General features: G+C 68.8%; 21 protein-coding genes and 1 pseudogene. 7 read left to right on the top strand and 15 right to left on the bottom strand.

The annotated features are described in order from the left end of the window. Complete coding sequence (locus RMO01_RS05620; protein ID WP_309628059.1) at positions 1-798, top strand: succinate dehydrogenase iron-sulfur subunit; 798 nt, start codon at positions 1-3, stop codon at positions 796-798. Positions 799-808: 10 nt separating this feature from the next. Next, positions 809-1,063 carry a gamma-glutamylcyclotransferase family protein gene (locus RMO01_RS05615; RefSeq protein ID WP_309628058.1) on the top strand — a complete coding sequence of 85 codons (255 nt, stop codon included), beginning with the start codon at positions 809-811 and terminating at the stop codon, positions 1,061-1,063. 270 nt (positions 1,064-1,333) lie between these two features. On the opposite strand, the gene RMO01_RS05610 is transcribed toward RMO01_RS05615, so the two are convergent. The 5 genes from RMO01_RS05610 to RMO01_RS05590 all read right to left on the bottom strand — a co-directional run bounded on the left by RMO01_RS05610 (position 1,334) and on the right by RMO01_RS05590 (position 5,216). Continuing rightward, the gene (locus RMO01_RS05610) at positions 1,334-2,992 is read right to left on the bottom strand and encodes an MHYT domain-containing protein (protein ID WP_309628057.1); all 1,659 of its coding nucleotides are present in this window, start codon (positions 2,990-2,992) and stop codon (positions 1,334-1,336) included. A gap of 65 nt (positions 2,993-3,057) precedes the next feature. Continuing rightward, complete coding sequence (locus RMO01_RS05605) at positions 3,058-3,441, bottom strand: type II toxin-antitoxin system VapC family toxin (protein WP_309628056.1); 384 nt, start codon at positions 3,439-3,441, stop codon at positions 3,058-3,060. Continuing rightward, entirely contained in the window at positions 3,438-3,704 is a 267-nt protein-coding gene (locus RMO01_RS05600; protein WP_309628055.1) for a type II toxin-antitoxin system prevent-host-death family antitoxin, read from the bottom strand. The genes RMO01_RS05605 and RMO01_RS05600 overlap by 4 nt, the downstream gene beginning before the upstream one ends. Positions 3,705-3,744: 40 nt before the next feature. Continuing rightward, positions 3,745-4,212: a MaoC family dehydratase gene (locus RMO01_RS05595; protein WP_309628054.1), complete on the bottom strand. Its 468-nt coding sequence runs from the start codon at positions 4,210-4,212 to the stop codon at positions 3,745-3,747. Further along, on the bottom strand, positions 4,209-5,216 hold the full coding sequence (locus RMO01_RS05590) for a threonine/serine dehydratase (RefSeq protein WP_309628053.1): 1,008 nt from the start codon (positions 5,214-5,216) through the stop codon (positions 4,209-4,211). The genes RMO01_RS05595 and RMO01_RS05590 overlap by 4 nt, the downstream gene beginning before the upstream one ends. Before the next feature lie 49 nt (positions 5,217-5,265). On the opposite strand from RMO01_RS05590, the gene glpK reads away from it, so the two are divergent. Together glpK and RMO01_RS05580 are read left to right on the top strand one after the other, a co-directional pair. Then, positions 5,266-6,777, top strand: a complete 1,512-nt coding sequence (gene glpK, locus RMO01_RS05585) for a glycerol kinase GlpK (protein ID WP_309628052.1) — start codon at positions 5,266-5,268, stop codon at positions 6,775-6,777. Continuing rightward, positions 6,774-7,850 carry a phosphotransferase family protein gene (locus RMO01_RS05580; RefSeq protein WP_309628051.1) on the top strand — a complete coding sequence of 359 codons (1,077 nt, stop codon included), beginning with the start codon at positions 6,774-6,776 and terminating at the stop codon, positions 7,848-7,850. Before glpK ends, RMO01_RS05580 begins: the two co-directional genes overlap by 4 nt. Here the strand turns inward: RMO01_RS05580 and RMO01_RS05575 are convergent. The 6 genes from RMO01_RS05575 to RMO01_RS05550 all read right to left on the bottom strand — a co-directional run bounded on the left by RMO01_RS05575 (position 7,847) and on the right by RMO01_RS05550 (position 15,379). Beyond that, positions 7,847-8,536, bottom strand: coding sequence for a hypothetical protein (locus RMO01_RS05575; RefSeq protein WP_309628050.1), 690 nt, complete (start codon positions 8,534-8,536; stop codon positions 7,847-7,849). The genes RMO01_RS05580 and RMO01_RS05575 overlap by 4 nt on opposite strands. Positions 8,537-8,666: 130 nt before the next feature. Continuing rightward, complete coding sequence (locus tag RMO01_RS05570) at positions 8,667-9,413, bottom strand: DUF1223 domain-containing protein (protein WP_309628049.1); 747 nt, start codon at positions 9,411-9,413, stop codon at positions 8,667-8,669. Between the two features lie 185 nt (positions 9,414-9,598). Further along, on the bottom strand, positions 9,599-11,764 hold the full coding sequence (locus RMO01_RS05565) for a prolyl oligopeptidase family serine peptidase (RefSeq protein WP_309628048.1): 2,166 nt from the start codon (positions 11,762-11,764) through the stop codon (positions 9,599-9,601). A 64-nt stretch (positions 11,765-11,828) separates the two neighbouring features. Continuing rightward, positions 11,829-14,009, bottom strand: a complete 2,181-nt coding sequence (locus RMO01_RS05560; protein WP_309628047.1) for a prolyl oligopeptidase family serine peptidase — start codon at positions 14,007-14,009, stop codon at positions 11,829-11,831. A gap of 100 nt (positions 14,010-14,109) precedes the next feature. Beyond that, complete coding sequence (locus RMO01_RS05555; protein ID WP_309628046.1) at positions 14,110-14,910, bottom strand: ion channel; 801 nt, start codon at positions 14,908-14,910, stop codon at positions 14,110-14,112. Between the two features lie 67 nt (positions 14,911-14,977). Continuing rightward, on the bottom strand, positions 14,978-15,379 hold the full coding sequence (locus RMO01_RS05550; RefSeq protein WP_309628045.1) for a host attachment protein: 402 nt from the start codon (positions 15,377-15,379) through the stop codon (positions 14,978-14,980). Between the two features lie 108 nt (positions 15,380-15,487). Between RMO01_RS05550 and dapF the strand changes: the two genes are divergently transcribed. Both dapF and RMO01_RS05540 read left to right on the top strand, forming a co-directional pair. After that, complete coding sequence (gene dapF / locus RMO01_RS05545; protein ID WP_409013051.1) at positions 15,488-16,342, top strand: diaminopimelate epimerase; 855 nt, start codon at positions 15,488-15,490, stop codon at positions 16,340-16,342. An 82-nt stretch (positions 16,343-16,424) separates the two neighbouring features. Further along, positions 16,425-18,788 carry an NADP-dependent malic enzyme gene (locus RMO01_RS05540; RefSeq protein WP_309628043.1) on the top strand — a complete coding sequence of 788 codons (2,364 nt, stop codon included), beginning with the start codon at positions 16,425-16,427 and terminating at the stop codon, positions 18,786-18,788. 1 nt (position 18,789) lies between these two features. On the opposite strand, the gene RMO01_RS05535 is transcribed toward RMO01_RS05540, so the two are convergent. The 4 genes from RMO01_RS05535 to gshB all read right to left on the bottom strand — a co-directional run bounded on the left by RMO01_RS05535 (position 18,790) and on the right by gshB (position 24,765). Next, positions 18,790-20,493, bottom strand: coding sequence for an AmpG family muropeptide MFS transporter (locus RMO01_RS05535; protein ID WP_309628042.1), 1,704 nt, complete (start codon positions 20,491-20,493; stop codon positions 18,790-18,792). 51 nt (positions 20,494-20,544) lie between these two features. Then, positions 20,545-22,104: a response regulator gene (locus tag RMO01_RS05530; RefSeq protein WP_309628041.1), complete on the bottom strand. Its 1,560-nt coding sequence runs from the start codon at positions 22,102-22,104 to the stop codon at positions 20,545-20,547. Positions 22,105-22,163: 59 nt separating this feature from the next. Beyond that, positions 22,164-23,741 carry a YifB family Mg chelatase-like AAA ATPase gene (locus RMO01_RS05525; protein ID WP_309628040.1) on the bottom strand — a complete coding sequence of 526 codons (1,578 nt, stop codon included), beginning with the start codon at positions 23,739-23,741 and terminating at the stop codon, positions 22,164-22,166. A 73-nt stretch (positions 23,742-23,814) separates the two neighbouring features. Next, on the bottom strand, positions 23,815-24,765 hold the full coding sequence (gshB, locus tag RMO01_RS05520; RefSeq protein WP_309628039.1) for a glutathione synthase: 951 nt from the start codon (positions 24,763-24,765) through the stop codon (positions 23,815-23,817). Positions 24,766-24,827: 62 nt separating this feature from the next. Here gshB and RMO01_RS05515 point away from each other — a divergent pair. Then, a pseudogene (locus RMO01_RS05515) lies at positions 24,828-25,016 on the top strand (hypothetical protein); the annotation flags it as partial.

Raw genomic sequence — 25,016 nt, 5'->3', positions numbered from 1 at the left:
ATGGTCCAGCTTACCCTCCCGCGCGGCTCCGCGCCCACAAAGGGCAAGGTCCACAAGGCCCCGGCCGGCGCGAAGAACGTCAAGACCTACAAGGTCTATCGCTACGACCCCAACGTCGACGCCAACCCATCCTGGGACGTCTTCGAGGTCTCGGCCGACGATCACGGCCCTATGCTTCTGGACGCCCTGATCTACATCAAGAACGAGATCGACCCGACCCTGTCGTTCCGCAAGTCGTGCCGCGAGGGCATCTGCGGCTCCTGCTCGATGAATATCGACGGCCGCAACACCCTGGCCTGCACCAAGGGCTGGGACGAGTGCTCGTCCTCGACCATCGCCATCGGCCCCCTGCCGCACCAGCCGGTGGTCAAGGATCTGGTCACCGACCTGACCCTGTTCTACGCCCAGTACGACTCGATCAAACCCTACCTCCAGTCCGACGATCCGGACCCGACCACCGAGCGTCTGCAAAGCCCTGAAGACCGCGCCAAACTGGACGGTCTGTACGAGTGCATCCTGTGCGCCTGCTGCTCGACCTCGTGCCCCAGCTACTGGTGGAACCAGACCGAGTACCTCGGCCCCGCCGCCCTGCTGCAATCCTATCGCTGGATCTCCGACAGCCGTGACGACGCGACCCAGGCGCGGCTCGACGACCTCGAGGACCCGTTCAAACTCTATCGCTGCCACACGATCATGAACTGCGCCCAGGTCTGCCCCAAGGGCCTGAACCCGGCCAAGGCCATCGCCGAGACCAAGAAGCTGATGATCGCGCCCGGCCGCAAGAAACAGGCGGCGTAAGACGCGCGCCGTGGCGGAGGTTCTCCTCTTCTCCTACGGCACGCTTCAGGATCCGGCCGTCCAGCAGGCCGGTTTCGGCCGTCTCCTGCAAGGGACAGCCGGCAGCCTCGTCGGCTTCGTCCTGGGCCAGATCGAGATCCCCGACCCGGAGGTCATCGCCGGGGGCGGCCTGACCCACCATCCGATCCTGCGCCCCGGCGGCGATCCGGAGAACGTCGTCGACGGCAGGGTCTTCCGCATCACGGAGGGCGCTGCTCAAGCTTGAGGCGCGACGATATCAAGCCAAGACGAAATGAGGATGGAGGGCGGCGTGGACAGCAGACGCACGTCGAAAAGTGATCTTGCGGCCAATTGAACGCGACATACGGTAAAAGCCTTGTCCGTACCTCGACTGTTGTCAGTGAGGATGGACGCATCGGCCGCAGATAGTGCCTCGCGGATTGCCTTCTGCGTCTTCGGACAACGGCGGCGGAGGGTTGGCTCGTCGATAGTGTGCCCGCCCGATTCGCGAGCGTCATCACTCGAAGGACAGACCTCACCCGGTTCCCTTCTGTGGCCGGAAGGTCAGCCGCGCCCTGAGCCCGTCCGCCGCATAGGCGAGGTCGGCCGCGCCGCCGAGGTCGCCCTTCAGACTGGTGGCGATCAGGCGGGAACCGAAGCCGGTCCGGCTGGGCCTGGTCACGGCGGGACCGCCGGTCTCGATCCAGTCCAGTGTGGTGCGGCCGTCCGCGTCCGGCTCCGACCAGGTCACGGTCACACAGCCGTCGGCGTTGCTGAGGGCGCCGTGCTTGGCGGCGTTGGTGGCCAGTTCGTGGACGATCATTCCCATGGCCAGGGCCTGGGGCGGCTCGAACAGCACGTCGGGGCCGATCAGGCGGAACTTTTCGGGCGAATAGGGCCGCAGCTCCTTGTTCAGCAGATCGGCCAGGGTCGCCCGCTCCCAACCCGTGGCGGTCAGCAGATTATGGGTGTCCGACAGGGCCATCAGGCGGGCCTCGAACAGGGTGGTGAACTCCTCCACCGAGGTCGCGCGGCGGGCGGTCAGGGCGGCGATCGACTGGAGGGTCGCCAGGGTGTTCTTCACCCGGTGATTGAGCTCGTTGATCAGCAGCTTCTGGCGCCGCTCGCTGGTCTCCAGCGCCACGTGGGCGCGGCGGCGGTCGGTGATGTCGGAAACCACCCCGGCCAGTTTCAGCGGACGGCCGGAGCGGGAGCGGACCAGGCTGCCGCGCGATTGCACCCAGCGATCCGTGCCCGCGATGGGATACTCCACGTCATAGTCGGCCTCACCCGCAAGGGCGGCTTCCAGAGCAGACCGACGCCGCGCCAGATGCTCGTCGTCCTCCACCCAGGCCGGGTTCATCACGTCCCCGTCGGGCCGATCCGTTGGAAGCGCGATCAGTTCGCGCGCGCGGGGCGACAGGGCGAAGCTGCGGTCCTTGAGGCTGACCTCCCAATAGCCGACCCCGGCGGCGGCGAGGACCGAGACCAGCCGCGACCGCTCGTCGGCCATGGAGGCGGCCAGGGCCATGAACAGGATGACGGCGGTTATCGCGGCGATGCTGACCGCGATGGCGAGCGGCGGGGCGCCGTCCTCGGCCAGCACGCTGGCGACCGGGGCGAGGTCGAGCGCCGCCATGCCGGTGTAATGCATGCCGACGACCGCGACGCCGAGGATGGCCGCCGCCGCCGCGCGCCAGGGGATGGAGGCCTCGCGTCGCGAAGCCCACAGGGCGGCGGTCGAGGCTGCGATGGCGATCAGGACTGAGGCGACGACCAGATCGACCCGCCAGCCGACCGTCGCGGCGGTCCGCATGGCGGCCATGCCGACATAGTGCATCAGTGCGATGGCCAGCCCCATGACAACACCGGCGACGGGAAGGCGACCCGCGCCCAGCGATTCGCGTGCGGCGGCGAAGAAGGCGCCCGCCGTTCCCGCCACGGCGAGCAGGAAGGACAGGAGGGTCAGCCCGGGGTCGTAGCGGACCGGGGCTCCCGGATCGAAGCCGAGCATGGCGATGAAATGCATCGACCAGACGCCGCCGCCCATGGACAGGGCGGCGGCTCCCAGCCAGGGGGCGCGATCGCGCCCCTCACGCCCCTTGAGCCGCTGGAACAGGTCGAGCGCCGTCCAGGCGGCGAGCGCAGCGACCGCATAGGCCAGAAGCAGGAAGGTCGCGCCGTGATGGTGCAAAGGGGAGGCTCGTCAGGAGGGCGGTGAACTATTCACAGCAGACGCGGTCGCGTCCAGTTTCGGCATCACGCCAAGGCGCTGCGAATGTCGGTTCGGGCGAAGTCATCGCCCACGTAGAGTAGTGGGCAGTCGTACATTTCCGCGAGGGCATAGCTGAAGCTGTCGCCGTAGTTCAGGTCAGCGCGGTGGAAACCCTTGCCCCAGCGCCGGTAGGCGGCGGCGGCGCGTTCGGCGAACTCGGCGTCGACCTCTTCGACCGTGAGCGTCAGGGCGCCGAGGATGTCCTCAAGCTCCGCAAGGACGCGTTTGCGACTGCCGACGATCAGCGCCTCCGTCAGGGTGGCGGCCGATATGATCAGTTCCGCATCGCTAAGTATCCGGGAACAGCGCTCAGCTCGAGGCTGTTGCGCAACGACTTCGATCAGGGCCGAGCTGTCGAGCGCAATCACCCCGGCATGCCATCATCGCCGTACAGGAAATCGGCGCTGCGAGCCGCGTCGAAGCCCGGTTCGAACTTGCCTCTCGCGCTCGCCTGCGCCTTGCGGATCACCTCCAGCTTTTCTTCGGGCGTGAGGACGCGGCGCTCCTTCGTCGCCGTGATTTGCGCCACCCGGCGGCCGTTACGCGTCAGGAACACGTCGGCGCCGCCTTCGGCCTGGCGGACGAGAGCCGTGAGACGGGCCTTGGCGGCGGAAACAGGAATTTCGATCATGGACTAAAGATGGACCAACCGATGGTCCAATTCAATCCGGTCAGCCGCCGACCATCTGCATGCTGAGCCATTCGGCGATCAGGGCGGGCTTGTCGGCGCCTTCGATCTCGACGGTCAGTTCGTGCTTGAGCAGCCAGCGGGTGACGCCCCCATTGGCGCCCTTGTCCTCGGCGGACAGCAGTTTGAAGCGGCCGCGGACATTGGAGCCTGCGGGCACGGGGGCGAGGAAACGCAGTTTGTCGAACCCGTAGTTGACGCCCATCACCACGCCTTCCAGCGGCTTGACCGCGTCATAGGACATGGCCGAGGCGAGGCTGAGGGTCAGGAACCCATGTGCAATCGTGCCGCCGAAGGGCGTCTGTTTCGCCGCCTCGGGATCGATATGGATGAACTGGCGGTCCTCGGTGATCTCGGCGAAGGCGTCGATCCGGGCCTGGTCGACGAGAATCCATTTCGAGACGCCGATCTCGGTTCCGATCAGGGATTGCAGGTCGGACGGTTTGGTCACGCGGCGGCTCCTTCTTGGGTCGCCGGGACGAACCGGCCTTCGATGATGTCGGCGAACAGGCCGGGGTCGATATTGCCCCCGGACAGGATGACGGCGGTGGTGCGCCCCTTCGTCTCGATCTTGCCGGCGAGGACGGCGGCCAGGGCCGCAGCGCCGCCGGGTTCGACCACCAGTTTCAGGGCGCCGAAGGCATAGGCGACAGCCTCGGCCGCCTCCGCGTCACTGATCGACAGGGCTCCTGAGAGGACGCGCCGGTTGATCGGGAAGGTCAGGACGCCGGGGACCGGGGTCTGGAGCGAGTCGCAGATCGAGGGGGGACCGGACGGGTGGCCCATGCGTTCGCCGGCGGCCAGGGAGCGGGCGGTGTCGTCATAGGCCTCGGGCTCGACCGCCCAGGTCTTCGTCTGCGGACTGCGGGCCTCCATGACCAGATTGATGCCGGCCATCAGTCCGCCGCCGGAGCAGCAGCACAGCAGCTGGTCGATCGGGCCGTCGGCCTGGTCCAGCAGCTCCAGGGCCGTGGTGCCCTGGCCCTCGATCACATAAGGGTCGTCGAACGGGGGGACGAGGACGGAGCCGCGATCCCTGGCCACCTGGGCGCCGATCTCCTCGCGGCTCTCGGTCCAGCGGTCATAGAGGCGGACCTCGCCGCCGAAAGCCTTCACTCCGGCGATCTTGATGGCGGGGCTGTCGGCCGGCATGACGATGACGGCGCGGGTTCCCATCATTTTCGCGGCAGCGGCGACGCCCTGGGCATGGTTGCCCGATGAGAAGGCGACGACGCCGGCGGCCAGCTCGGCGGGGCTGAAGCGGCTGATCCGGTTGTAGGCGCCCCGGAATTTGAAGGCGCCCGCGACTTGAAACGTCTCGGCCTTGAGCAGGACGCGCCCGCCCATCCGCTCATTCAGCGCCGGGCTCTCGATCAGGGGGGTGCGGACCGCCGCCGGGGCGATCTGGCGGGCGGCGTCGAGGACGCCTTCATAGGAAGCGGTGCGGTCGGACATGGGGGGCACTTAACCCGATCCCGTTCATCCGCGTAAGGTGGCGAAAACGATGGAAACGCTGAGAGCCATGACGACCTGCATCCTCGCCATCGACCAGGGCACGACCTCGACCCGGGCCATCGCCTTCGAACTGAGGGCGGACAGGGGGCTGCATCCCGTGGCGGTCAGCCAGATCGCGCTGGAACAGCATTTCCCCCGGTCAGGCTGGGTCGAGCATGACGCGGCCGAGATGTGGGCCGCGACGCTGCAGACCTGCCGCGAGGTGATCAGCAAGGCCGGCGGCGTCGGCCGGTTCGCCGCCATCGGGATCACCAACCAGAGGGAGACCTCGGTGCTGTGGGACGCCGCGACCGGGGAGCCGCTGCACAAGGCCATCGTCTGGCAGGACCGGCGGACGGCCGATGTCTCGGCGCGGATGGCGGCGGATGGACTTGAGGCGATGGTGCAGGCGGCGACAGGCCTGATCCTCGACCCCTATTTCTCGGCGACGAAATTCGCCTGGCTGCTGGATGCCGTGCCGGGGGCAAGGGAGCGGGCCGCGCGGGGCGAGGTCAAGCTGGGAACGATCGACTCCTGGCTGGTCTGGAAGCTGACCAACGGCTCCCGCCATGTCACCGATGCGACCAACGCCAGCCGCACCTCCCTGATGGACCTGAAGACGCGCGCGTGGCGCGACGACCTGTGTGACCTGTTCAATGTTCCGAAGGTCGCCCTGCCCCGGATCGTCGGCTGCGCGGACCGGATGGGCGAGAGCGATGCGGCCCTGTTCGGCCGCGCCCTGCCGATCACCGGCTCGGCGGGGGACCAGCAGGCCGCCCTGGTCGGGCACGGGGCGCTGAAGCCCGGCGACGCCAAGATCACCTATGGCACCGGGGCCTTCCTCGTCGCCAATGTCGGGGCCGAACCGGTGGCGTCGTCGAGCCGGCTGCTGGGCACGCTCGGCTATCAGGTCGGAGAGACCGTAGCCTATGCGCTGGAAGGGTCGATCTTCTCGGCCGGGTCGGCGATCCAGTGGCTGAGGGACGGGGTCGGTATGATCTCCGACAGCCGACAGTCCGAGGCGGTGGCGCAAGGATTGAAGGACAATGGCGGGATCTATCTGGTCCCCGGGTTCACGGGGCTGGGTGCGCCCTGGTGGGAGCCGGACGCGCGCGGGGCGGTGATCGGGCTGACGCGGGACACGAAGCCGGCCCACTTCGTCCGCGCCGCACTGGAGGCTCTGGCCTATCAGACGCGCGATCTGCTCGATGCGCTGGCGAAGGACGGAGCGCCCCGGTTCAGCGTGCTGAAGGTCGACGGCGGGGTGACAGCCAACGCCTTCGCCATGCAGTTCGTCGCCGACATCTGCGAGGTCACCGTCGAGCGGCCGGCCTTTCAGGAGATGACGGCGCTGGGGGCCGCAAGGCTGGCGGCGCTGGGCGTCGGGCTGATCGACGATCTGGAGCCGAGGAACGGGGAGGCGCCGGCTATGTGGGAACCGCGGATGTCGGCCGAGGAGCGCAACGCGCTGCTGGGGGGCTGGCATCGCGCGGTCAAGGCCGCCATTGTCGCCGCCCAATGACCGATATCACCACAGATCCCCAGGCTGCTTTTTCCGGAACGCGCGAGGTCGACCCGCGCTACCGGCTCGACGAGGCGGCGCTGAACGCCTGGATGACCGCCAACGTCGAAGGCTATGCCGGGCCGCTGACGATCCGCCAGTTCAAGGGCGGCCAGTCGAACCCGACCTATGAGCTGAAGACGCCGGGCGCGGCCTATGTGCTGCGGAGGAAGCCGCCGGGTGTGCTGCTGCCCTCGGCCCATGCCGTGGACCGGGAGTTCACGGTGACCTCGGCGCTCTACAAGCAGGGCTATCCGGTCGCTCGACCCTATGCTCTGTGCACGGACGATGGCGTGATCGGCTCGATGTTCTACATCATGAGCAAGGTCGAGGGCCGGGTTCTGTGGGACCTGAAACTGCCCGGGATGGAGCCGGCCGAGCGCCGCGCCATCTTCGAGGCCCAGACCGATGCGCTCGCCGATCTGCATAAGTTTGATCCCGCGGAGATCGGGCTCGGCGACTACGGCAAGCCGGGCAACTATTTCGCGCGTCAGGTCGGGCGCTGGACGAAACAGTATCGCGCTTCCGAGATCGATCCGATCCCGGAAATGGACCAGCTGATCGTCTGGCTCCCGCAAGGTTTGCCGCCGGAGGGGCCGGCCCGGATCGTCCACGGCGACTTCCGCCTCGACAATCTGATGATGGCGACGGATGGGCCCGAGGTGCGGGCCGTGCTGGACTGGGAGCTGTCGACGCTGGGCGATCCGATGGCGGACTTTTCCTATCTCCTGATCGGCTGGGTCCTGCCGCCGACGGTCAGGAACGGCATGGGCGGGCTGGACCTGCCTTCGCTCGGCATTCCGACGATCGAGGAGACCGTCGAACGCTATACGGCGCGCAGCGGTCTCAGCGCGCCGGAGAACATCGACTGGCTGATGGCCTACAATCTGTTCCGTCTGGCGGCGATCTGTCAGGGCATCGCCGGGCGGGTGCGCGACGGCACGGCGGCCTCGGCCCATGCGATCGAGACGTCGAAACAGGTGGTTCCGCTGGCGAAAGCCGCGTGGAGCTTCGCGGTGAAGGCGGGGGCCTAGTTCGTCAGGATCTGCACGCGCGACCAGACCTCGCCGCGGTTGACGATCTCGATGCGGATCGGGCCGGCCTGGGGGCGGGCGACGGTGCAGACGGGATAGTGGTCGCGCGAACCGTCGGCGCAGATGACGGCGCCGTTCTGGTCCCTCAAGGCGAGGTCGATATTGGTGTCGCCGTCGCCGATGGCGGCCACGCGCAAGACCTCGTTGCGACGGGCCTCGATGGTGAAACTGTAGGTCTCGCGGGCGCGCAGGCGGCGAACCACAACGATGGGGCCGGCGCCGAAGGGCGAGGCGCGCACGCCCTTGTCCGGGGATCGCTCGCGCGAAATCTGATCCAGGAGGTCGCGGTCGCCGCCGGCGAAGGTCTCGGCCTCGTCCAGCAGGGCGGCGGGGGTCAGGAAGGGTTCGTCGCCGTTCTCACGCCGGGTGCGGATGTCGGCCAGGATGCGGGCGGCCACAATCATGGCCGGGGCGTCGCGGCGCTCGCGCGCCCAGTCGGCGACCTCGGCGGCGGTGACCATCCGGGTGATGGCGCGGGCCTCGAGTTCGGGATCGGGAGCGGGAGACGCCGACCGGACCTGTGATCCGGCCGGCGCTGCCGTCAAGGCCACAACCGAGACGGCGATGGCGAGCGCGGCGGCGATAGGGGCCTGTCCCCCGACGACCCGACCCGCGCGCTCGACCATCGTTGCTCCCCCCAGGAACGTCGCCCGTGCAGGGCGACGGATCGTCATTAGCGACGATCGTTTCGCGGCGGACAGTGACCGAAACTGATAGGGGCGCCAAGGGTTTGGGCGTTCCAAACCGCGGGGTGCGTCAGCGTGCGGCGGCGCTGAGGATGCGGCGGTCGCCGCGCGACTGGACCATCACGACCACCTTGTCCTGCGGATCGGCGGCATCGGGCAGGTCGAGCAGGATCGGTCGACCGGTCCATTCGCCGAGCCGGGTCAGGCTCTGGACCACATTGACGTGGCGCACCGCCCGGCCCCGGTTGTCGCCGCCGGCCACGGTCACGGTCTGGGTTCCCGGCCGATAGGCGACGGCCCAGACGTCAGCGCCGCCAGACGGAGCGCGACCCGAGCCGACCCCGACCTGATCGCCGCTTTCGCGGAACTGGACCTGGGGCGGGAAGACAAGACGGGCGGCCTCCTCGTCGACGGCGTCCTGGACCGCCGTGCCCTCGGCGCCGGAGACCTGACGACGGCCGTCGATGACGACCTGGGGCGTATAGACATTCCGAAGGCGCATGGCGGTCTGATAGGCGCGCTGGCGCTGGGCGAACTCGGGCTTGGCGAAGGTGTCGGGCCAGCCGAGATAGTCCCAGTAGTCGACGGCGTAGGTCAGGGCGATGACGCCCGGCTCCTCGGCCAGGCCCTCGACCACCTGGTTGGCGGCGGGACAGCCGGAACAGCCCTGGGCGGTGAACAGCTCCACCACCACCGGCTCGGGAGGCGGAGCATCGCGGCGAACGGAGCGCGCGCCGGCCGGCTGGGCGGTCGAACCGACCGCGCCGAGCAGACCCAGGGCGGCGACGCCCGCGACGATGATGCCCCTCGTATTCATGGGTGGGAGTCCTAGCGGGGTCGGAAGGCCGCCGCTTCTCATATTCGCGTGAAGCCTATTCCTCCCCGTCGGGGGAGGTGGCTCGAAGCGCAGCGAAGAGACGGAGGGGGCTCGCCCGGACTCCGGCATCTGCGGCCGGCCCCCTCCACCGGTTCGCGGTTCCCCTCGCCCATCGAGGAGGATCGCTAATCCATCAACTGCTGGGACAGATACACATAATGCCTCGCCCAGCGCCGCGCATTGGCGACCGGGTCGGCGTCGTTGGAGTGACCGCCGGAGGTCTCCTCGTAATAGAGGTGGTCGTGGCCCTGGTCGGTCAGGCGAGCGGCGAACTTGCGCGCATGGCCGGGGTGGACGCGGTCGTCGCGGGTGTTGGTGGTGATGTAGACGCGCGGATAGTCCGCCTCCGGACGCAGCTGCTGGTAGGCCGAATACCGGCTGATGAAGGCGGCGTCGCCGGGGATGCGCGGATCGCCGTATTCGCCGATCCATGACGCGCCGGCCGGCAGGTCCGGATAGCGCAGCATGTCGATCAGGGGGCTCTCGATCACGGCGGCGTTGTAGAGCTCCGGATGCTGGGTGATCGAGACCGAGGTCAGGACCCCGCCGTTGGAGCGGCCGTAGATGCCGAGGCGACGGGCAGAGGCGACCCCCCGGGTCGCGAGGTCGCGGGCCACGGCGGCGAAGTCGTCGAAGGCGAGCTGGCGGTGTTCGCGCAGGGCCGCCTGGTGCCAGGCCGGACCGAACTCGCCGCCGCCGCGGATATTGGCGACGACGTAGGCGCCGCCGTTCTCGAGCCACAGCTTGCCCAGTTCGGGCTTGTAGGCGGGCGGGAAGGCGACCTGGAAGCCGCCGTAGCCGAACATGATGGTCGGCGTCGAACCGTCCATCGGGGCGTTGGCCGGGCGGACGAGGAAATAGGGGATCTTCGCGCCGTCGGTCGAGGTCGCCTCGAACTGTTCGACGACGTCGCGCGAGGCGTCGAACATCGCCGGGCCCGTTTTCAAGACGTCGCTGGACGCGGTCTCGATATTGGCCAACGACAGGGTCGGCGGGGTCAGGAAGCCCTGGACCGAATAGAAGATGCGGCCGCTCGAACGGCTGGAGTCCCCCAGGCTGACAGCGACGTTTTCAGGAATCTCGATCGGCGTCTGGGGCCAGCCCCATTCGCCGCGATTCTGGAAGACGAGGACTCGTCCGCGCACATTATCGAGCACGGTGGCCGCGATGCGGTCGTCGAAAACGGACACATCCTGGATCGATTGGCGATCCGTGGGTTCGAAGACGGTGGTGGCCGCGTTGGAGAAGATGATCCCTTTGTCAGTGGGCGGGGCCAGCAGGTCGAGAGTGACGGCCATCAGCGTGCCCGACTTGACCTCACGGCTCTGCCAGCTCCAGTCCTGATCGACGCCGAAGACCAGCCGGTCGCCGATGACGCCGTGGACAGCCACCCGCTCCGGGAGGTTCAACTTGACCACCGTGCCGCCTGTCAAACGCCAGGTCTCGGAGCGGAAGGTGTCGAGCGGACGGTTGACGATCGTCGCCTGAACCGCGCCCGCGCCGTCGCGGAACACGGTGGGGCTGACGCCGTAGCCGCCGTCGGAGATGTCGCCGCGATAGATCTCGTTGGCCCGGGCCAGGGTCTGGCCGCGCTTCAGCCGCTTGACGATGAAGGGGTAGCCGCTCTCGGTCAGGGTGCCCGGACCGAAATCGGTCGCGACCAGAAGGGTGTCGATATCGAGCCATTCCAGCCGGTGCTTGCCCTCTGGCAGGATGAATCCGTCGGCCACAAACGACTTCGTCGTAGTGTCGAACTCGCGGACGACGACGGCGTCCTTGCCGCCTTCGGACAGGGAGATCAGGCAGCGGGTCTCGTCGGGCGCGAGGCAGCGCGCGCCCTTCCACACCCAGTCCCGGCCCTCGGCGCGGGACAGGGCGTCGACGTCGATCAGGGTCTCCCACTGCGGCGCGTCGGTGCGGTAGCTGTCCAGCGTCGTGCGGCGCCACAGGCCCTTGGGATTGGTCGCGTCCTGCCAGAAATTGCCGATGCCGTCTCCGAGGAAGCTGGGTCCCGGGATGCGAGCCGTGGAGGACAGGATGTCGAAGGCCTGGGAACGGAAGGTCTCGTAGCGACGGTCGCCGGTCAAGGTCGCGAGGGAGCGTTCATTCTCGGCCCGGACAAAGGCCATGGCCTCGGTCCCCTCGACCTCCTCCAGCGCCAGATGGTCGTCAGCGGCGCGAACGCCCGCCGGCGACAGGTCGGCGGGCAGGTGCGGCGGCGGAGCGGTCTGGGCCATCGCGGGGGCGGAGATGGCGACGGCGGCGACGCCGAGGAGCAGAGAACGCAGCATGGGGTGACCTTACTTCGCGAAGCACTGGGTCCCCGCTTTCACGGGGAGCGGATAGTCGTAGGGCCTAGTCCTGCGCCGGCTCGTCCATGAGGCGGCGGGTCAGATAGGTGTACTCCAGCGCGATGCGGCGGGCCGTTTCGCGCAGGTTGGCGCCGGCCGCGTGGCCGCCGTCGGTGTTCTCGTAGAACAGGACCGGATAGCCGAGTTCCTCGAGACGCGCCGCCGCCTTGCGGGCATGGCCCGGATGGACGCGGTCGTCCTTGGTCGAGGTGTGGATGAAGACCTCGGGGTAGGGCTGGCCGGCGCGCAGATTCTGGTAGGGCGAGTATTCGCCGATCCAGGCGCGCTGTTCCGGGATGTCCGGGTCGCCGTATTCCGCCCGCCACGAGGCGCCGGCGAGCAGCCGGTGGAAGCGGAACATGTCGAACAGGGGCACCTGGATGACCGCCGCGTTGATCAGATCCGGCCGCTGGGTCAGCATCGCCCCCATGAACAGGCCGCCCTGCGACCCGCCCATGACTCCGAGGTGGGGCTGGGAGGTGATGTTGCGGGCGATCAGGTCCGAGGCCACGGCCTGGAAGTCCTCGTGGGCGCGCTGGCGGTTCTGCTGCAGGGCCGCCTCGTGCCAGTTGGGGCCGAACTCGCCGCCGCCGCGCACGTTGGCCACGACGTAGACGCCGCCTCGCTCCAGCCACAACTTGCCGACCGTGGGCGAATAGCCCGGCAGTTGGGACACCTGGAAGCCGCCGTAGCCGTACAGAAGCGTGGCGTTGGAGCCGTCCAGCGGCATGTCGGACTTATGCACCACGAAATAGGGGATCATCGTACCGTCGGCCGAGCGGGCCTCGAACTGTTCGACGGTCATGCCAGAGGCGTCGAACTTCGGCGGGATCGTCTTGACCTGGGCCATCTGGCCGGTGGCCGCGTCGACCAGCGAAAGCGTCGAGGGGCTGAGGTAGCCGGCGACGCTGACGAAGATGCGGTCATCACGCTCCGACGCCGAGCCGAGACCGACGGTCGAGTTCGCGGGCAGGTCCAGACGGGTGCGGGCCCATTCGCCGGAAGGGTTCGGCGTGTAGACATAGGCCGCGCCGCGCACGTTTTCGTAAAGGGCCACGACCAGCTTGTTGCGGGTGGCGTTGATGCCCTCGACTGACTCGCGGGCGCCCGGACGGATGATCAGCCGGGCGCGCGCCGACGGATCGGCCAGCCAGGCGTCGAGGTTCCAGGCGAAGACGTCGCCTGTCCTGAACTCCTGGCCCGAGGGCGCGGTCCAGTCCTGGTTGGTGGTCACGACCAGCTGACCCTGGACCACGGCGTTGATGTCGGACTTGGCCGGCAGCTGGAGCCGGGTCGTGGTCCCGTCCGCGTTCAGCAGATGGGTCTCGCTCTCGTAGAAACTCACCCCCCTGTTTATGAGCACCGCCTGGACCACGCCGTCGGCGTCGCGCAGCGTGCCGCCGCCGACCGAAACGTCCGAGGGCTGGCCGGTGAAGAGGGTCTCGGCCTGGTCGATGCTCTGGCCGCGCTTCAGCCGCTTGACGATCATCGGATAGCCCGAGGACGTCAGGGTGCCCTCGCCGAAGTCGCGCGCGATCAGCAGGGTGTCGGCATCGACCCAGGTCGCTGCGCCCTTGGATTCCGGCAGTTCGAAACCGCCCTCGACGAAGGTGCGCGACACGCTGTCAAACTCGCGCACCACGACCGCGTCCTTGCCGCCGTCGGACAGTGAGATCAGGCACAGACGTTCTTCAGGCGGCAGGCAGGACGCGCCCTTGTAGACCCAATTCTTGCCTTCGGCGGTCGACAGGGCGTCGAGGTCGAGGATCGTCTCCCAGTTCGGCGCGTCGGTGCGGTAGCTGTCGACCGTCGTGCGGCGCCAGATGCCGCGCACATGGGTCGCGTCCTGCCAGAAGTTGTCGATATGGCCGTCGTGGGTGAAGCCGGGCGCCGGGATGCGATCGCGCGCCTGGACCAGGGCCAGGGCCTGTTCGTGCAGGCCGTCGTAGCGGGGATCGCCCTGGAGCAGGCCGAGCGAGCGGGTGTTGTGTTCGTTGACCCAGGCCATGGCGCGTTCGCCTTCGACCTCCTCGAGCCAGATATAGGGATCAGTCGCGTCGGTGGTGGCGAAGCCGCCCTCGACCAGCGGCGGATTTGGCGGCGTATGGGCGTTCTGGGCCAGGGCGGGGGCTCCGAGGATGGTGGAAGCGAGGAGAGCGGCCGTGAGGCTCAGCGAACGACGCATGCGGAAGCTCCGAAACAGGGACGGGGCACCTTAGTCGCGAGGGGCGGGGCGGCAAGGCGGCGAACCTTACCGTTTTGTCACATGTGGCGACCGGTTCGGATCAGACGGCGCCCTCGTCCGGGATGCACAGCAGGTTGCCGCACGCCTTGCAGTGGACGGCGTCGGGGTCGTGAACCTGCAGCCCGCACTTCTCGCAGGGATAGCGGACCTTGTGGGGCCGGAGCAGGGTCTGGCCCAGTCGCACGAACAGGGTGACGCCGACCAGCATGATGACGATCGACACGATCCGCCCCCAGACGCCGGGCAGGAGGATATCGCCGTAGCCGGTCGTGGTCAGGCTGGTGACCGTGAAATACAGGGCGTCCACCCATCCGCTGATGCCTTCGTAGCGGCCCATGAAGCCGGTGTAGACGAAGCCTGTCGCCACGAAGACGAAGGTGACGAGGGCGACCACCGCCTTGGTCGTATCCTCGACCCGGGTGTCATCGTATTTTCGCCCCACGGTGCGCCAGAAGAAGTCGGAACTGACCAGGGTCCACAACCGGATCACCCGCAGGAATCCGAGGTTGAACAGCCAGGCCGGGAACAACAGGGTCGCCAGGATGAACAGGTCGACCCAGACGATCGGCCGCTTGAGCCAGTCCTTGATATTGGAATAGGCGAGGGCCCGGGCGGCGAGGTCGGCGGCCAGAAGCGCCGCGACCACATAGTCGACCACGTAGAAGGCCAGACCCACCTGCTTCAGCAGCGGCGCGGCGATGAAGAAGGCGACGATGACCAGATCGACGGTCAGGACCGCCAACCGGAAGCGGACAGCGGTTCGGGACGAGCCGTGGTAGAGGGCGCGGAGGCGGGCGCGGAGACGAAGCCCCTCTCGCGGGAGCCGGTCGGAGGCTGTCATGCCATCCCTCTAGTCGCGCGATCGCCCGAACGCCACGGTCCAGCGGACCAGACCGTGGCGCAGAGGATCAGGCCTTGCCGATCGCGGCGGCGATCTGATCGGCGGAGTGGCCGGTCAGGTCCTTGGAAATCTCGCCGACCAGGCGCGACGACAGTTCCTTGTGCCAATGCTTGCGGAGCTCGCCGAGCGTCTTGGGCGCGGCGATGACCAGCAGCTTGTCCCCCTTGCTGCTCAGCGCCCATTTGTTGAGCACTTCGGCCACGCCCATGGCGAAACCGTCCTCGGCCTGGGTGTTGTTATCGGGGTTGGCCTCGCTGGAAATGCGACCGGCCGAACCGGAGGCGCGCTCCTCGATCGCCGGGACCGTCTGGGCGGTCAGGGACACCTCGCCGCCATGGCCCGTGTTCCTGAACAGGGCGAGCTTCTCGCCGTCGACGACCGCCACCATCGCGCCATTGGGAAGATTCATCGGAAAGGCCTCGTCGTCTGTTTCAGAGGACAGGCTAACGGCCCCGGGCCGGAGGCGTTGCGTGGCTGCGACTTTGGAGCCGCCGTCCGACGTGGCTATATGGCCATTATGAACCCGGCGACCTCCAGACCCTTCGTCAAGATGAACGGCGCCGGCAACGACTTCGTCGTGGTCAATGCGCTGGACCGGCCGTTCACGCCGGACGCGGACACGGTGCGCGCCCTGGGTGATCGAAAGACCGGGGAGGGGTTCGACCAGCTGATCGCCATTGAGGCTTCCGACAGCGCTGACGCCTTCATGCGGGTGTGGAACGCCGACGGCGGCACGGTGGAGACCTGCGGCAATGCGCTGCGCTGCGTCGGCTGGATGCTGATGCAGGCGAACGGCTCGGATCAGGTGACCATCGACACCCTGGGCGGAAAGACTGTCGCGAAGCGCGCCGGGGTCGACCGGATCACCGTCGACATGGGTCCGCCCCGGCTGGACTGGCGCGAAATCCCCCTGGCCGAGGAGATGGACACGCGGGGCATCGAGCTGCAGGTCGGTCCGATCGACGATCCGGTCGTGCACACGCCGGGCGCCGTCTCCATGGGCAATCCGCACGTCGTCTTCTTCACCGACCGGCTGGACGACGGCTTCGTCATTGGCACGGGGTCGCTGATCGAGCACCACCCGCTGTTCCCGGAAGGCGTCAATGTCGGCTTCGCCCACGTTCTGGCCCCCGATCGCATCCGCCTGAGAGTGTTCGAGCGCGGCGCCGGCCTGACCAGGGCCTGCGGCACCGGCGCCTGCGCCGCCCTGGTCGCCTGTGCGCGGCGCGGACTGACGGGAAGGACGGCGACCGTGATCGTCGACGGCGGCGAGCTGAACATCGACTGGGCCCCTGATGAGGATGGGGCCACCGGCCACGTCTTCATGACCGGCCCGGTGGAGGTCGAACGGACGGGCGTGCTGGACTTCTGACCCTCGCCCATCCGGGGTCGGCGGTTGTCGCGACGGGAGCCCGCCGCTAGACCGGATGCGCCCGCGACCGTCAGAGACCCAAATGCCCGATCAGACCGACAAACAGACCTTCTCCGACGAAGAGGCGCTGGATTTCCACCGGCTGCCTTATCCGGGCAAGATCTCCATGGCGCCGATCAAGCCGATGGCGACCCAGAGGGACCTCAGCCTCGCCTATTCGCCGGGCGTCGCCGTGCCGGTGCGCGCCATCGCCGAGGATCCGGACAAGGCCTACGACTATACGTCCAAGGGCAATCTGGTCGCCGTGATCTCGAACGGCACGGCGATCCTGGGCCTGGGCAATCTCGGCCACATGGCGTCCAAGCCGGTGATGGAGGGCAAGGCCGTCCTGTTCAAACGATTCGCCGACGTCGACAGCTTCGACATCGAGGTGAAGACCACCGATCCCGACGAATTCATCACCGTCGTCAAGAACATCGGCGACAGCTGGGGCGGCATCAACCTGGAGGACATCAAGTCCCCGGAATGTTTCGTCATCGAAAGCGAGCTGCAGGACCTGCTGGACATCCCCGTCTTCCATGACGACCAGCACGGCACGGCGATCATCTCCACCGCGGGCCTGATCAACGCCTGCCACGTCACCGGGCGCAAGTTCGAAGACGTGAAGATGGTCCTGGTCGGCGCGGGCGCAGCCGGACTGTCGTCGCTGAGCCTCATGAAGTCGCTGGGCGTCAAGCCCGAGAACGCCACCGTCGTCGACCTGCACGGCGTCATCTATCGCGGCCGCACCGAGGGTATGGACCAGTGGAAGTCGGTCCACGCCATCGACACCGACAAACGCACCCTGGCCGAGGCCATGCAGGGCGCCGACGTGGTCCTGGGCCTGTCGGCCAAGGGCGCGATCACGCCCGAGATGGTCGCCACCATGGCGCCGCGCCCGATCATCTTCGCCATGGCCAACCCGGACCCGGAAATTACGCCGGAACAGGTGCTGGCCGTGCGCAAGGACGCCATCATCGCCACCGGCCGCTCGGACTATGTGAACCAGGTCAACAATGTCCTGGCCTTCCCCTATCTGTTCCGCGGCGCCCTGGACGTGCGCGCCCGGCGCATCAATCACGAGATGAAGATCGCCTGCGCCCACGCCCTGGCCCAGCTCGCCCGCGAGGACGTGCCGGACGAGGTCGCGGTCGCCTATCGCGGGCGCAAGCTGAAGTTCGGGCCGGACTACATCATCCCGACCCCCTTCGATCCGCGCCTGATCTGGTACATCCCGCCCTTCGTGGCCCAGGCGGCGATGGACACCGGGGTCTCGCGCGTCTCGATCGACGACATGGACGAGTACCGCGCCCGGCTGCGCGAGCGGGTCGATCCGTCCGCCGCCCTGATGCAGAAGATCTCGTCGGCCGTGCGCGCCGCCCCGAACAAGCGTGTGGTGTTCGCGGAAGGGGAGGAATCGACCGTCATCCGCGCCGCCTGGGCGTTCAAACAGGCCGAACTGGGCACGCCCATCCTGATCGGTCGCGAAGACCTGGTGCGCCGGAACGCCTCCGAAGCGGGGCTGGATTTCGACGCCATGGGCATCGAGATCGTCAATGCCCGGGTCTCCGACCGGAACGTCGAATACACCGACTTCCTGTACGAGAAGCTGCAGCGGCGGGGCTACCTGCGCCGCGACGTGCAGCGGATGATCAACCAGGACCGTAACTATTTCGCTGCGGCCATGCTGGCGCGCGGCCAGGCCGACGCCATGGTCACCGGGACGACCCGCAACTTCAACATGGTGCTTAAAGAGGTCCGGCGCGTCCTCGACGTCGAGGGCGACAGCCTGATCGGCCTGTCGATCGTGCTGGCCAAGGGCCGGACGATCTTCGTCGCCGACACCTCGATCCACGAACTGCCCTCGGCCAAGGAGCTGGCTGACATCGCCATCCAGGCGGCGGCGACGGTCAAGAAGCTGGGCCGGACCCCACGCGTGGCCTTCCTCGCCTATTCGACCTTCGGCAATCCTCCGGGAGACCGGGGCGACAAGGTGCGCGAGGCGATCCGCATCCTCGACCAGCGCGGCGTCGACTTCGAATACGAGGGCGAGATGCCGCCGGAACTGGCTCTCGATCCCGCCCTGCGCGCCAACTATCCGTTCATGCGGTTGAGCCGCGAGGCGAATGTGCTGGTCATGCCGGCGCTGCATTCCGCCGCGATCTCGACCCAGCTGGTCCAGGCTCTGGGCGGCGCGACGGTGATCGGTCCGCTGTTGGTCGGCCTCGAGAAGTCGGTGCAGATCGTCTCGCTGGGGGCGCAGGTCTCGGAAATCATCACCGCCGCCACCTTCGCCGCCTACGAGGAGGGCGTCAGCGTGGCGTTCGAGCCCGAAGACGAGGACGTGGCCCCGCATCCGAGCGCTGCGGCGGAACGGTCGATGACGGCCGTCCCGCCAACGGCCTAGATCAGGACGGCAGGGTTCCGGTCCTGGCGATCCGGCGGGCCTCGAAGCCCAGCCGGATCCATTCGATCAGGACGAAGACTATGGCGATCACACCCATCCAGGCGGCAATGACGAACATCGGCGCATAGCCCCGGGCGTCGATCAGCTCGCCCAGCGCCCCGCGCCCCAGGGTGCCGATCAGCAGGGCCAGCGAGATGAAGACCGCGAACTGGACCGCGCCGAAGGTCCGGTTGGACAGGGCCGACAGATAGGCCACGAAGGCGGCGCCGGCGAAGCCGCCGGCGATGTTCTCGCCCGCGATGGCCAGCATCAGCCGCGACAGGGGCTCGCCCACGCCGATCGATCCGAACAGGGAATAGAGGCCGGTCGCCGACATGAACGATCCGATCGTCGGCGCCCCGAGCGCCAGATCCATCATCAGAAGGTTGGTGGCGGCCGACAGGACGGCGCCGATCAGCAGGCTCCACATCCGGCCGATGACCAGCAGGGCCCAGCCGCCGAGCGCAATGCCGACGATGGTCATGACGACCCCGAAGGTCTTGGACGCCAGCGCGACCTCGGCGGCGGTGTGGCCCAGCGCCCCGCCCGTGTCGCCCATGTAGAAGGGGAAGGCGAACGGCCCCCAGACGCCGTCGGTGATGCGGTAGGTCAGGATCAGCCCCAGTACGATCACGGCGCCCCAGCCCAGACGGCCCATGAGCTCGACCAGCGGGGCCAGGATGGCGTCATAGAGGGTGTCGGCCAGCTTCGGCGCGGCCACGGCCTCGGCGGCGGTTGCGGCGCGACCCTTCCACACGATCAGGCCGGCCAGTGCGGCCGGCAGAACGACGGTGGCCCCGACGATCCACGGGCCCCAGGAGCCGGTGAAGGTCCCGGCGCTCGGCGCGGGCGAGGTGGTCAGGGCGATGACCATGAACCGGATCAGCATGAAGGCCGCCCAACCCCAGGCGGCCAGAGTGGCCACCAGCACCATCAGGCGCAGGCGCGGCGAGCCGCGGCGCTCACGCGCCACCGCCGTCCGGGAAGACGGGACGGGTTCGGGCGCGATCAGGGTGCCGATGATGCCCAGCCCCATCAGAACGGCGGCGGTGAAGAAGACGCCCGGCCAGCCGAGCACCTCGGAAAGGAGCAGGGACCCGGCCCCGCCGGCGAGGGCGGCCGTGCGATAACCCAGCTGGTAGACGGTCGAGAGCAGGTCGATGGGCGTCTTCTCGTCCGCGACCTCGATCCGCCAGGCGTCGATGACGATATCCTGGGTGGCGAAGGCGAAGGCGCCGAGCGCGGCGCCCAGGGCCAGGGGTCCCAGCACGCCCGCGCTCGGATTCGACAGGGCGACGAGGCTGAGGGCCACGGCGATAATCACCTGAAGCACCAGCAACCAGCTGCGCCGGCGGCCGAGCCGCTTGCCGAGGCCGGGCGGGGTCCAGCTGACTGCTGGCGACCACAGGAAGCGGAAGGCGCCGAACAGGCCGATCCAGCTGAGGATGCCAATGGTGGCGACCGGGATCTTCTCCTCGGTCAGCCAGGCGTTCAGCGTGCCGATCAGCATGGCGAACGGCAGGCCGGCGGAGAAGCCCAGCAGCAGCATCGCCAGGGTCCGGCGCTCGCGGAACGCGGCCTTCAGAACGCCAAGCCCCTTGGGCTTCAGGTCGATCTCTGTCGGGGCCGTCGTCGAATTGGCGGGCGGCGCGGCGGGAGCGGTCATAAAGCGGAGCCTTTGTCTCGAAAGGCCTCCGATCTGATCGCCGGCTCGCCCCTATGCGGCGGCGACCTTGGCGCGGATGTCGCCGCTCGTCCAGCGGGCGAGAGAGGCGCGAAGGGCGTCGGGCTCCAGCGGCTTGACGAGGTGGTCGTTCATCCCCGCCTCGAGACAGGCCTGACGGTCCTCGGCGAAGGCGTTGGCGGTCAGGGCGACGATGGGGGTCCGGTCCCCGCCGGCGCGGATGACCCGCGTCGCGGCCGGGCCGTCCATGCCCGGCATGCGCATATCCATGAAGACGAGGTCGTAGCGGGCGCGCTTCATGGCGGCGATGGCCTCGTCCCCGGTGGCGGCGGTCTCCACGACGCAGCCTTCACGGCGCAACAGGGTCCGGGCAAGCAGGGCGCCGACCGGATTGTCCTCGACCAGAAGGACGCGGATGCCGGCGAAGCGGACCGGGACGACGCGGTCGTCCTCGGGCGGCAGGCCGCGCGGCGCGCCTTGCGTCTCACCGGCCGTGGCGGCGGCCAGAACCCGTTCGACGAGGGAGGCGCGGCGCAGCGGCTTGATCAGATAGCCGTGGAAGCCGACCGACCGGTAGCGGGCGATCAGTTCGCGTTCCGACGGCTTGAGCAGGATGACGCCGCGCCCGCCCTCGGGCAGGGGGGCGAGCGCCTCGCCCGAGACGGCGGCCTCGGCGTGATCGACAAGTGTGACCGGAGCCAGCGGCCCGACCGGCCAGACCGAGCCGCCGGAGGCGACGATCTGGGCCTCGGCGGCGGCGCGGACGAAGGCGTCGGGGGTGCGCAAGGCGACGGCCCGGTCGGTCAGGGGGCGGGCGCGCGGCGCGATGTCAGGGGCCGCGTCAAACGCGGCCTCGAACACGAAGCGGGAGCCGTGGGCGGTCTTGCCGCCCGGCGCGTCCTGGACCCGGACCACGCCGCCCATGGCGGTGGCCAGTTTCTGCACCACCGCAAGGCCCAGGCCGGCGCCGCCGTGGCGGGTGGCGTCGGAGGCGTCGACGTGGCCGAACTCCTCGAAGATGCGGGCGCGGGCCTCGACCGGCACGCCCGGACCGGTGTCGTCGATGATGAAGGCCAGCCGCGGCCGGCGCTCGGTGCCGCCGGCCCGCTCGATGGCGATGCGGACGCCGCCCGCATCGGTGAACTTCACCGCGTTGCCGGCGAGGTTGAACAGGACCTGGCGCAGTCGGCCCTCGTCGGCGAGAACGTCGGGGGCGTCGGCCGAGACCGACCAGACGATCTCGAGCCCCTTGTCGTGCGCGCGGGGGCTCAGCAGTTCGGCGACGCCACGCACCAGGCCTTCGAGCTCGACCGGCGCCGGATCGATCTCCAGCTTGCCGGCCTCCAGGCGGGCGTAGTCGAGGAGGTCGTTGACGAGGCCCAGCAGATGTTCGGCGGATTCGCGTGCGGCCTCGGCATAGGACCGCTGGGCGCCGTCCAGACGGGTGCGGGTCAGGAGGCCCAGCATGCCGATCACGCCGTTCAGGGGCGTGCGCATCTCGTGGCTCATCAGGCGCAGGAAGGGATCGGCGCCGCCCGCGCGCACGGCCTGTCCGGTCTCGCTGTCCGCCGTCGTCTTCGTCCGTCGCGTCATGCCCGCCGTCGCCCTGTTCCGAGGTCGAGGGCCAGTCTGCCGGAACAGGTGTTAACCTTTCACCACGCGGGCAGACTGGTCCGCGTGTCCTGCTGGCGTTCGAACTGCTCCTGGGCGCCGACGGTGGTGCGGCGATAGATCAGGGCCTCGGCGATGTGTCGGCGCAGGACGCCGGTCGCGCCCTCCAGATCGGCGATGGTCCGGGCGAGACGCAGGGTCCGGGTCCAGCCGCGCGCGGTCAGTCCGCCCGCCTCTCCGGCCCGCATCAGAAGCGCGCGACCGGCTTCATCGGGGGTGGCGAACCGTTCCAGCACGTCGCCGGACGAGCGGGCGTTGAGGGCCTGAAGCGGATCAAGCCCGGCCTCCCGCACCCGATCCTCCTGCATGGCCCGGGCGACGGCGACGCGGGCGGCGGCCTCTGCCGTGCCCTCGGCGGGTGACGGCAGGGCCATGTCGGCGGCGGTGACCGGCGGGGTCTCCACCGTCAGGTCTATGCGGTCGAACATCGGGCCGGAGATGCGGTTCTGATAGTCGCGCTGGCAGCGCGGGGCCTTGCCGCACGCCCCCTTGCCCGCCCCGCCGATCCCGCAGCGGCAGGGATTCATGGCGGCGACCAGCTGGAACCGGGCCGGGTATCTGACGTGGGCGTTGGCGCGGGCGACCACGATCTCGCCGGTCTCCAGCGGCGCGCGCAGACTGTCCAGCGCCTGGGCCGAATATTCAGGCAGTTCGTCGAGGAAGAGGACGCCGTTGTGGGCGAGAGACGCCTCCCCCGGCTTGGCGCGCAGGCCGCCGCCGGTCAGGGCGGCCATGGAGGCGGAATGATGGGGCGACCGGAACGGCCGGTCGCGGGTCAGGGCGCCGCGCTCGATCAGGCCCGCGACGGACCAGACCATCGAGGTCTCCAGCAGTTCCTGCGGCGTCAAAGGCGGCAACAGCCCCGGCAACCGCTGGGCCATCATCGACTTGCCCGATCCCGGCGGGCCGACGAACAGGATATTGTGGCCCCCGGCGGCGGCCACCTCCAGCGCCCGTTTGGCGCTTTCCTGGCCCTTGACGTCGCGCAGGTCGGCAGCGCTGGCCGCCGTCCTGACCGGCCCCGGCTCGGGCGCGCGCAGGATCGTCGAGCCCTTGAAATGGTTGATCAGGCCGATCAGCGACCGGGGCGCGAGGATACGAACGTCCCCCGCCCAGGCCGCCTCGGGCCCGTTGGCCTCGGGACAGATCAACCCCAGTCCCATCGAGGCAGCGGCCACAGCGGCCGGCAGCGTGCCGCCCACAGGCTGGATCCGCCCGTCCAGCCCCAGTTCGCCCAGGGCCGCCCAGCCCTCCAGCGCGTCGGGCTGGATCACCCCCAGCGAGGCCAGCAGGGCCAGGGCGATGGGCAGGTCGAAATGGCTGCCCTCCTTGGGCAGGTCGGCGGGGGCGAGGTTGGCGATGATCCGTTTGGCGGGCAGGGCCAGCCCTATCCCCGCGAAAGCCCCGCGCACCCGCTCGCGGCTCTCGGCCACCGCCTTGTCCGGCAGTCCGACGATGGAGAAGATGGTCTCGCCGTCCCGGCCGACCAGCTGCACCTCGACGGTGACACGCCGCGCGTCGACCCCCTCGAACGCCACCGTCGCGATGCTGGCCAGCATGACGCTCTCCTTGCCGCGCTACCTGGGCGCGAAGGGAACGAACCATGAACTTATCTGGATTGCAAGCGCGCCGTCATGCACTCGGGACGTGTTTCGCCTCGATGACGTCCCACAGGATCGCCGCCGCATCGATGCCGGTGAACTGTTTCAGCTGCACGGCGCCAGTCGGAGAGGTGACGTTGATCTCGGTCAGGTAGTCGCCGATCACGTCGATGCCGACGAACAGCAGGCCGCGCGCCTTCAGCTCCGGGCCGATGATGGCGCAAATCTCGAGGTCGCGGGCCGTCAGTTCGACGGGCGCCGCCGTGCCGCCGACACGCAGGTTCGATCGCACCTGACCCTCGGCCGGGACGCGGTTGATGGCGCCCACGCACTCCCCGTCCACGAGGATGACGCGTTTGTCGCCGCGGCGCACCTCGGGGAGGTATCTTTGCACGATGAGCGGCTCGCGCGAGAATCCGGTGAAGAGCTCGAAGAGCGAGGCGAGGTTGCCGTCGCGCCCCTCGAGCTTGAACACGCCCGCGCCGCCGTTGCCGTAGAGCGGCTTGAGGATGATGTCCCCGTGCCGCGCCCGGAACTCCCGCAGGGTGCGCAGGTCGCGCGCGACGGCGGTGGGGGGCGTGAGGTCGGGGAACTGCAGGACCAGCAGCTTCTCGGGCGAGTTGCGCACCCAGGCCGGGTCGTTCACGACCAGAGTGCGCGGGTGGATCATCTCGAGCAGGTGGGTCGTGGTGATGTAGCCCATGTCGAAGGGCGGGTCCTGGCGCAGCCACACCACGTCGAAGGTGGAAAGGTCGACCTCGGCCTCCTCGCCGTAGGAAACGTGGTTCCCCTTCTCGCGCCGCACCTCGATGGGGAACCCGCGGGCGAGGACGCGGCCTTCCTGATACGACAGCCTGTCGGGGGGGTAGTAGAACAGCGAATGCCCCCGCGCCTGCGCCTCGAGGGCGAGGCGGAAGCTCGAATCGGCGTCGATGGCGACGCCCCCGATCGGGTCCATCTGGAACGCGACCCTGAGGCCCATGGCGCCCTCCCCTTCTTCGCGGCTGTCTTGGCAGGCAGGCCGCGGAGGGGCAAGGAGGGGGGATGCGACGCGCGGCGATCCTTGTCCTGGCGGGGCTGGTGGCGATCCCGGCTCTGGCCGTGCTGGCCTGGGCCGGGGCGGGGCTGCACGCCTCGCTCGGCCGGCACGACTGGGGCGAGATGGATTGGGACGGCGACGGCCGGACCACCCTGGCCGAGGCCCTTGAAGGCGCCGACGTCGGCCGCCGCGGG

It is taken from the genome of Brevundimonas sp. (assembly GCF_031412435.1).
Taxonomy (GTDB): Bacteria; Pseudomonadota; Alphaproteobacteria; order Caulobacterales; family Caulobacteraceae; genus Brevundimonas.
This window is presented reverse-complemented; position numbering and strand designations above follow the sequence as displayed.

Excerpts from the sequence above, each read along its gene's own strand:
- RMO01_RS05620 (WP_309628059.1), top strand. The coding sequence starts at position 1 with ATGGTCCAGCTTACCCTCCCGCGCGGCTCCGCGCCCACAAAGGGCAAG.
- RMO01_RS05600 (WP_309628055.1), bottom strand. The coding sequence starts at position 3,704 with ATGATCGAAATTCCTGTTTCCGCCGCCAAGGCCCGTCTCACGGCTCTC.
- RMO01_RS05590 (WP_309628053.1), bottom strand. The coding sequence starts at position 5,216 with ATGTCCGACCGCACCGCTTCCTATGAAGGCGTCCTCGACGCCGCCCGC.
- glpK (WP_309628052.1), top strand. The coding sequence starts at position 5,266 with ATGGAAACGCTGAGAGCCATGACGACCTGCATCCTCGCCATCGACCAG.
- RMO01_RS05580 (WP_309628051.1), top strand. The coding sequence starts at position 6,774 with ATGACCGATATCACCACAGATCCCCAGGCTGCTTTTTCCGGAACGCGC.
- RMO01_RS05575 (WP_309628050.1), bottom strand. The coding sequence starts at position 8,536 with ATGGTCGAGCGCGCGGGTCGGGTCGTCGGGGGACAGGCCCCTATCGCC.
- RMO01_RS05570 (WP_309628049.1), bottom strand. The coding sequence starts at position 9,413 with ATGAATACGAGGGGCATCATCGTCGCGGGCGTCGCCGCCCTGGGTCTG.
- RMO01_RS05565 (WP_309628048.1), bottom strand. The coding sequence starts at position 11,764 with ATGCTGCGTTCTCTGCTCCTCGGCGTCGCCGCCGTCGCCATCTCCGCC.
- RMO01_RS05560 (WP_309628047.1), bottom strand. The coding sequence starts at position 14,009 with ATGCGTCGTTCGCTGAGCCTCACGGCCGCTCTCCTCGCTTCCACCATC.
- RMO01_RS05555 (WP_309628046.1), bottom strand. The coding sequence starts at position 14,910 with ATGACAGCCTCCGACCGGCTCCCGCGAGAGGGGCTTCGTCTCCGCGCC.
- RMO01_RS05550 (WP_309628045.1), bottom strand. The coding sequence starts at position 15,379 with ATGAATCTTCCCAATGGCGCGATGGTGGCGGTCGTCGACGGCGAGAAG.
- dapF (WP_409013051.1), top strand. The coding sequence starts at position 15,488 with ATGAACCCGGCGACCTCCAGACCCTTCGTCAAGATGAACGGCGCCGGC.
- RMO01_RS05540 (WP_309628043.1), top strand. The coding sequence starts at position 16,425 with ATGCCCGATCAGACCGACAAACAGACCTTCTCCGACGAAGAGGCGCTG.
- RMO01_RS05535 (WP_309628042.1), bottom strand. The coding sequence starts at position 20,493 with ATGACCGCTCCCGCCGCGCCGCCCGCCAATTCGACGACGGCCCCGACA.
- RMO01_RS05530 (WP_309628041.1), bottom strand. The coding sequence starts at position 22,104 with ATGACGCGACGGACGAAGACGACGGCGGACAGCGAGACCGGACAGGCC.
- RMO01_RS05525 (WP_309628040.1), bottom strand. The coding sequence starts at position 23,741 with ATGCTGGCCAGCATCGCGACGGTGGCGTTCGAGGGGGTCGACGCGCGG.
- gshB (WP_309628039.1), bottom strand. The coding sequence starts at position 24,765 with ATGGGCCTCAGGGTCGCGTTCCAGATGGACCCGATCGGGGGCGTCGCC.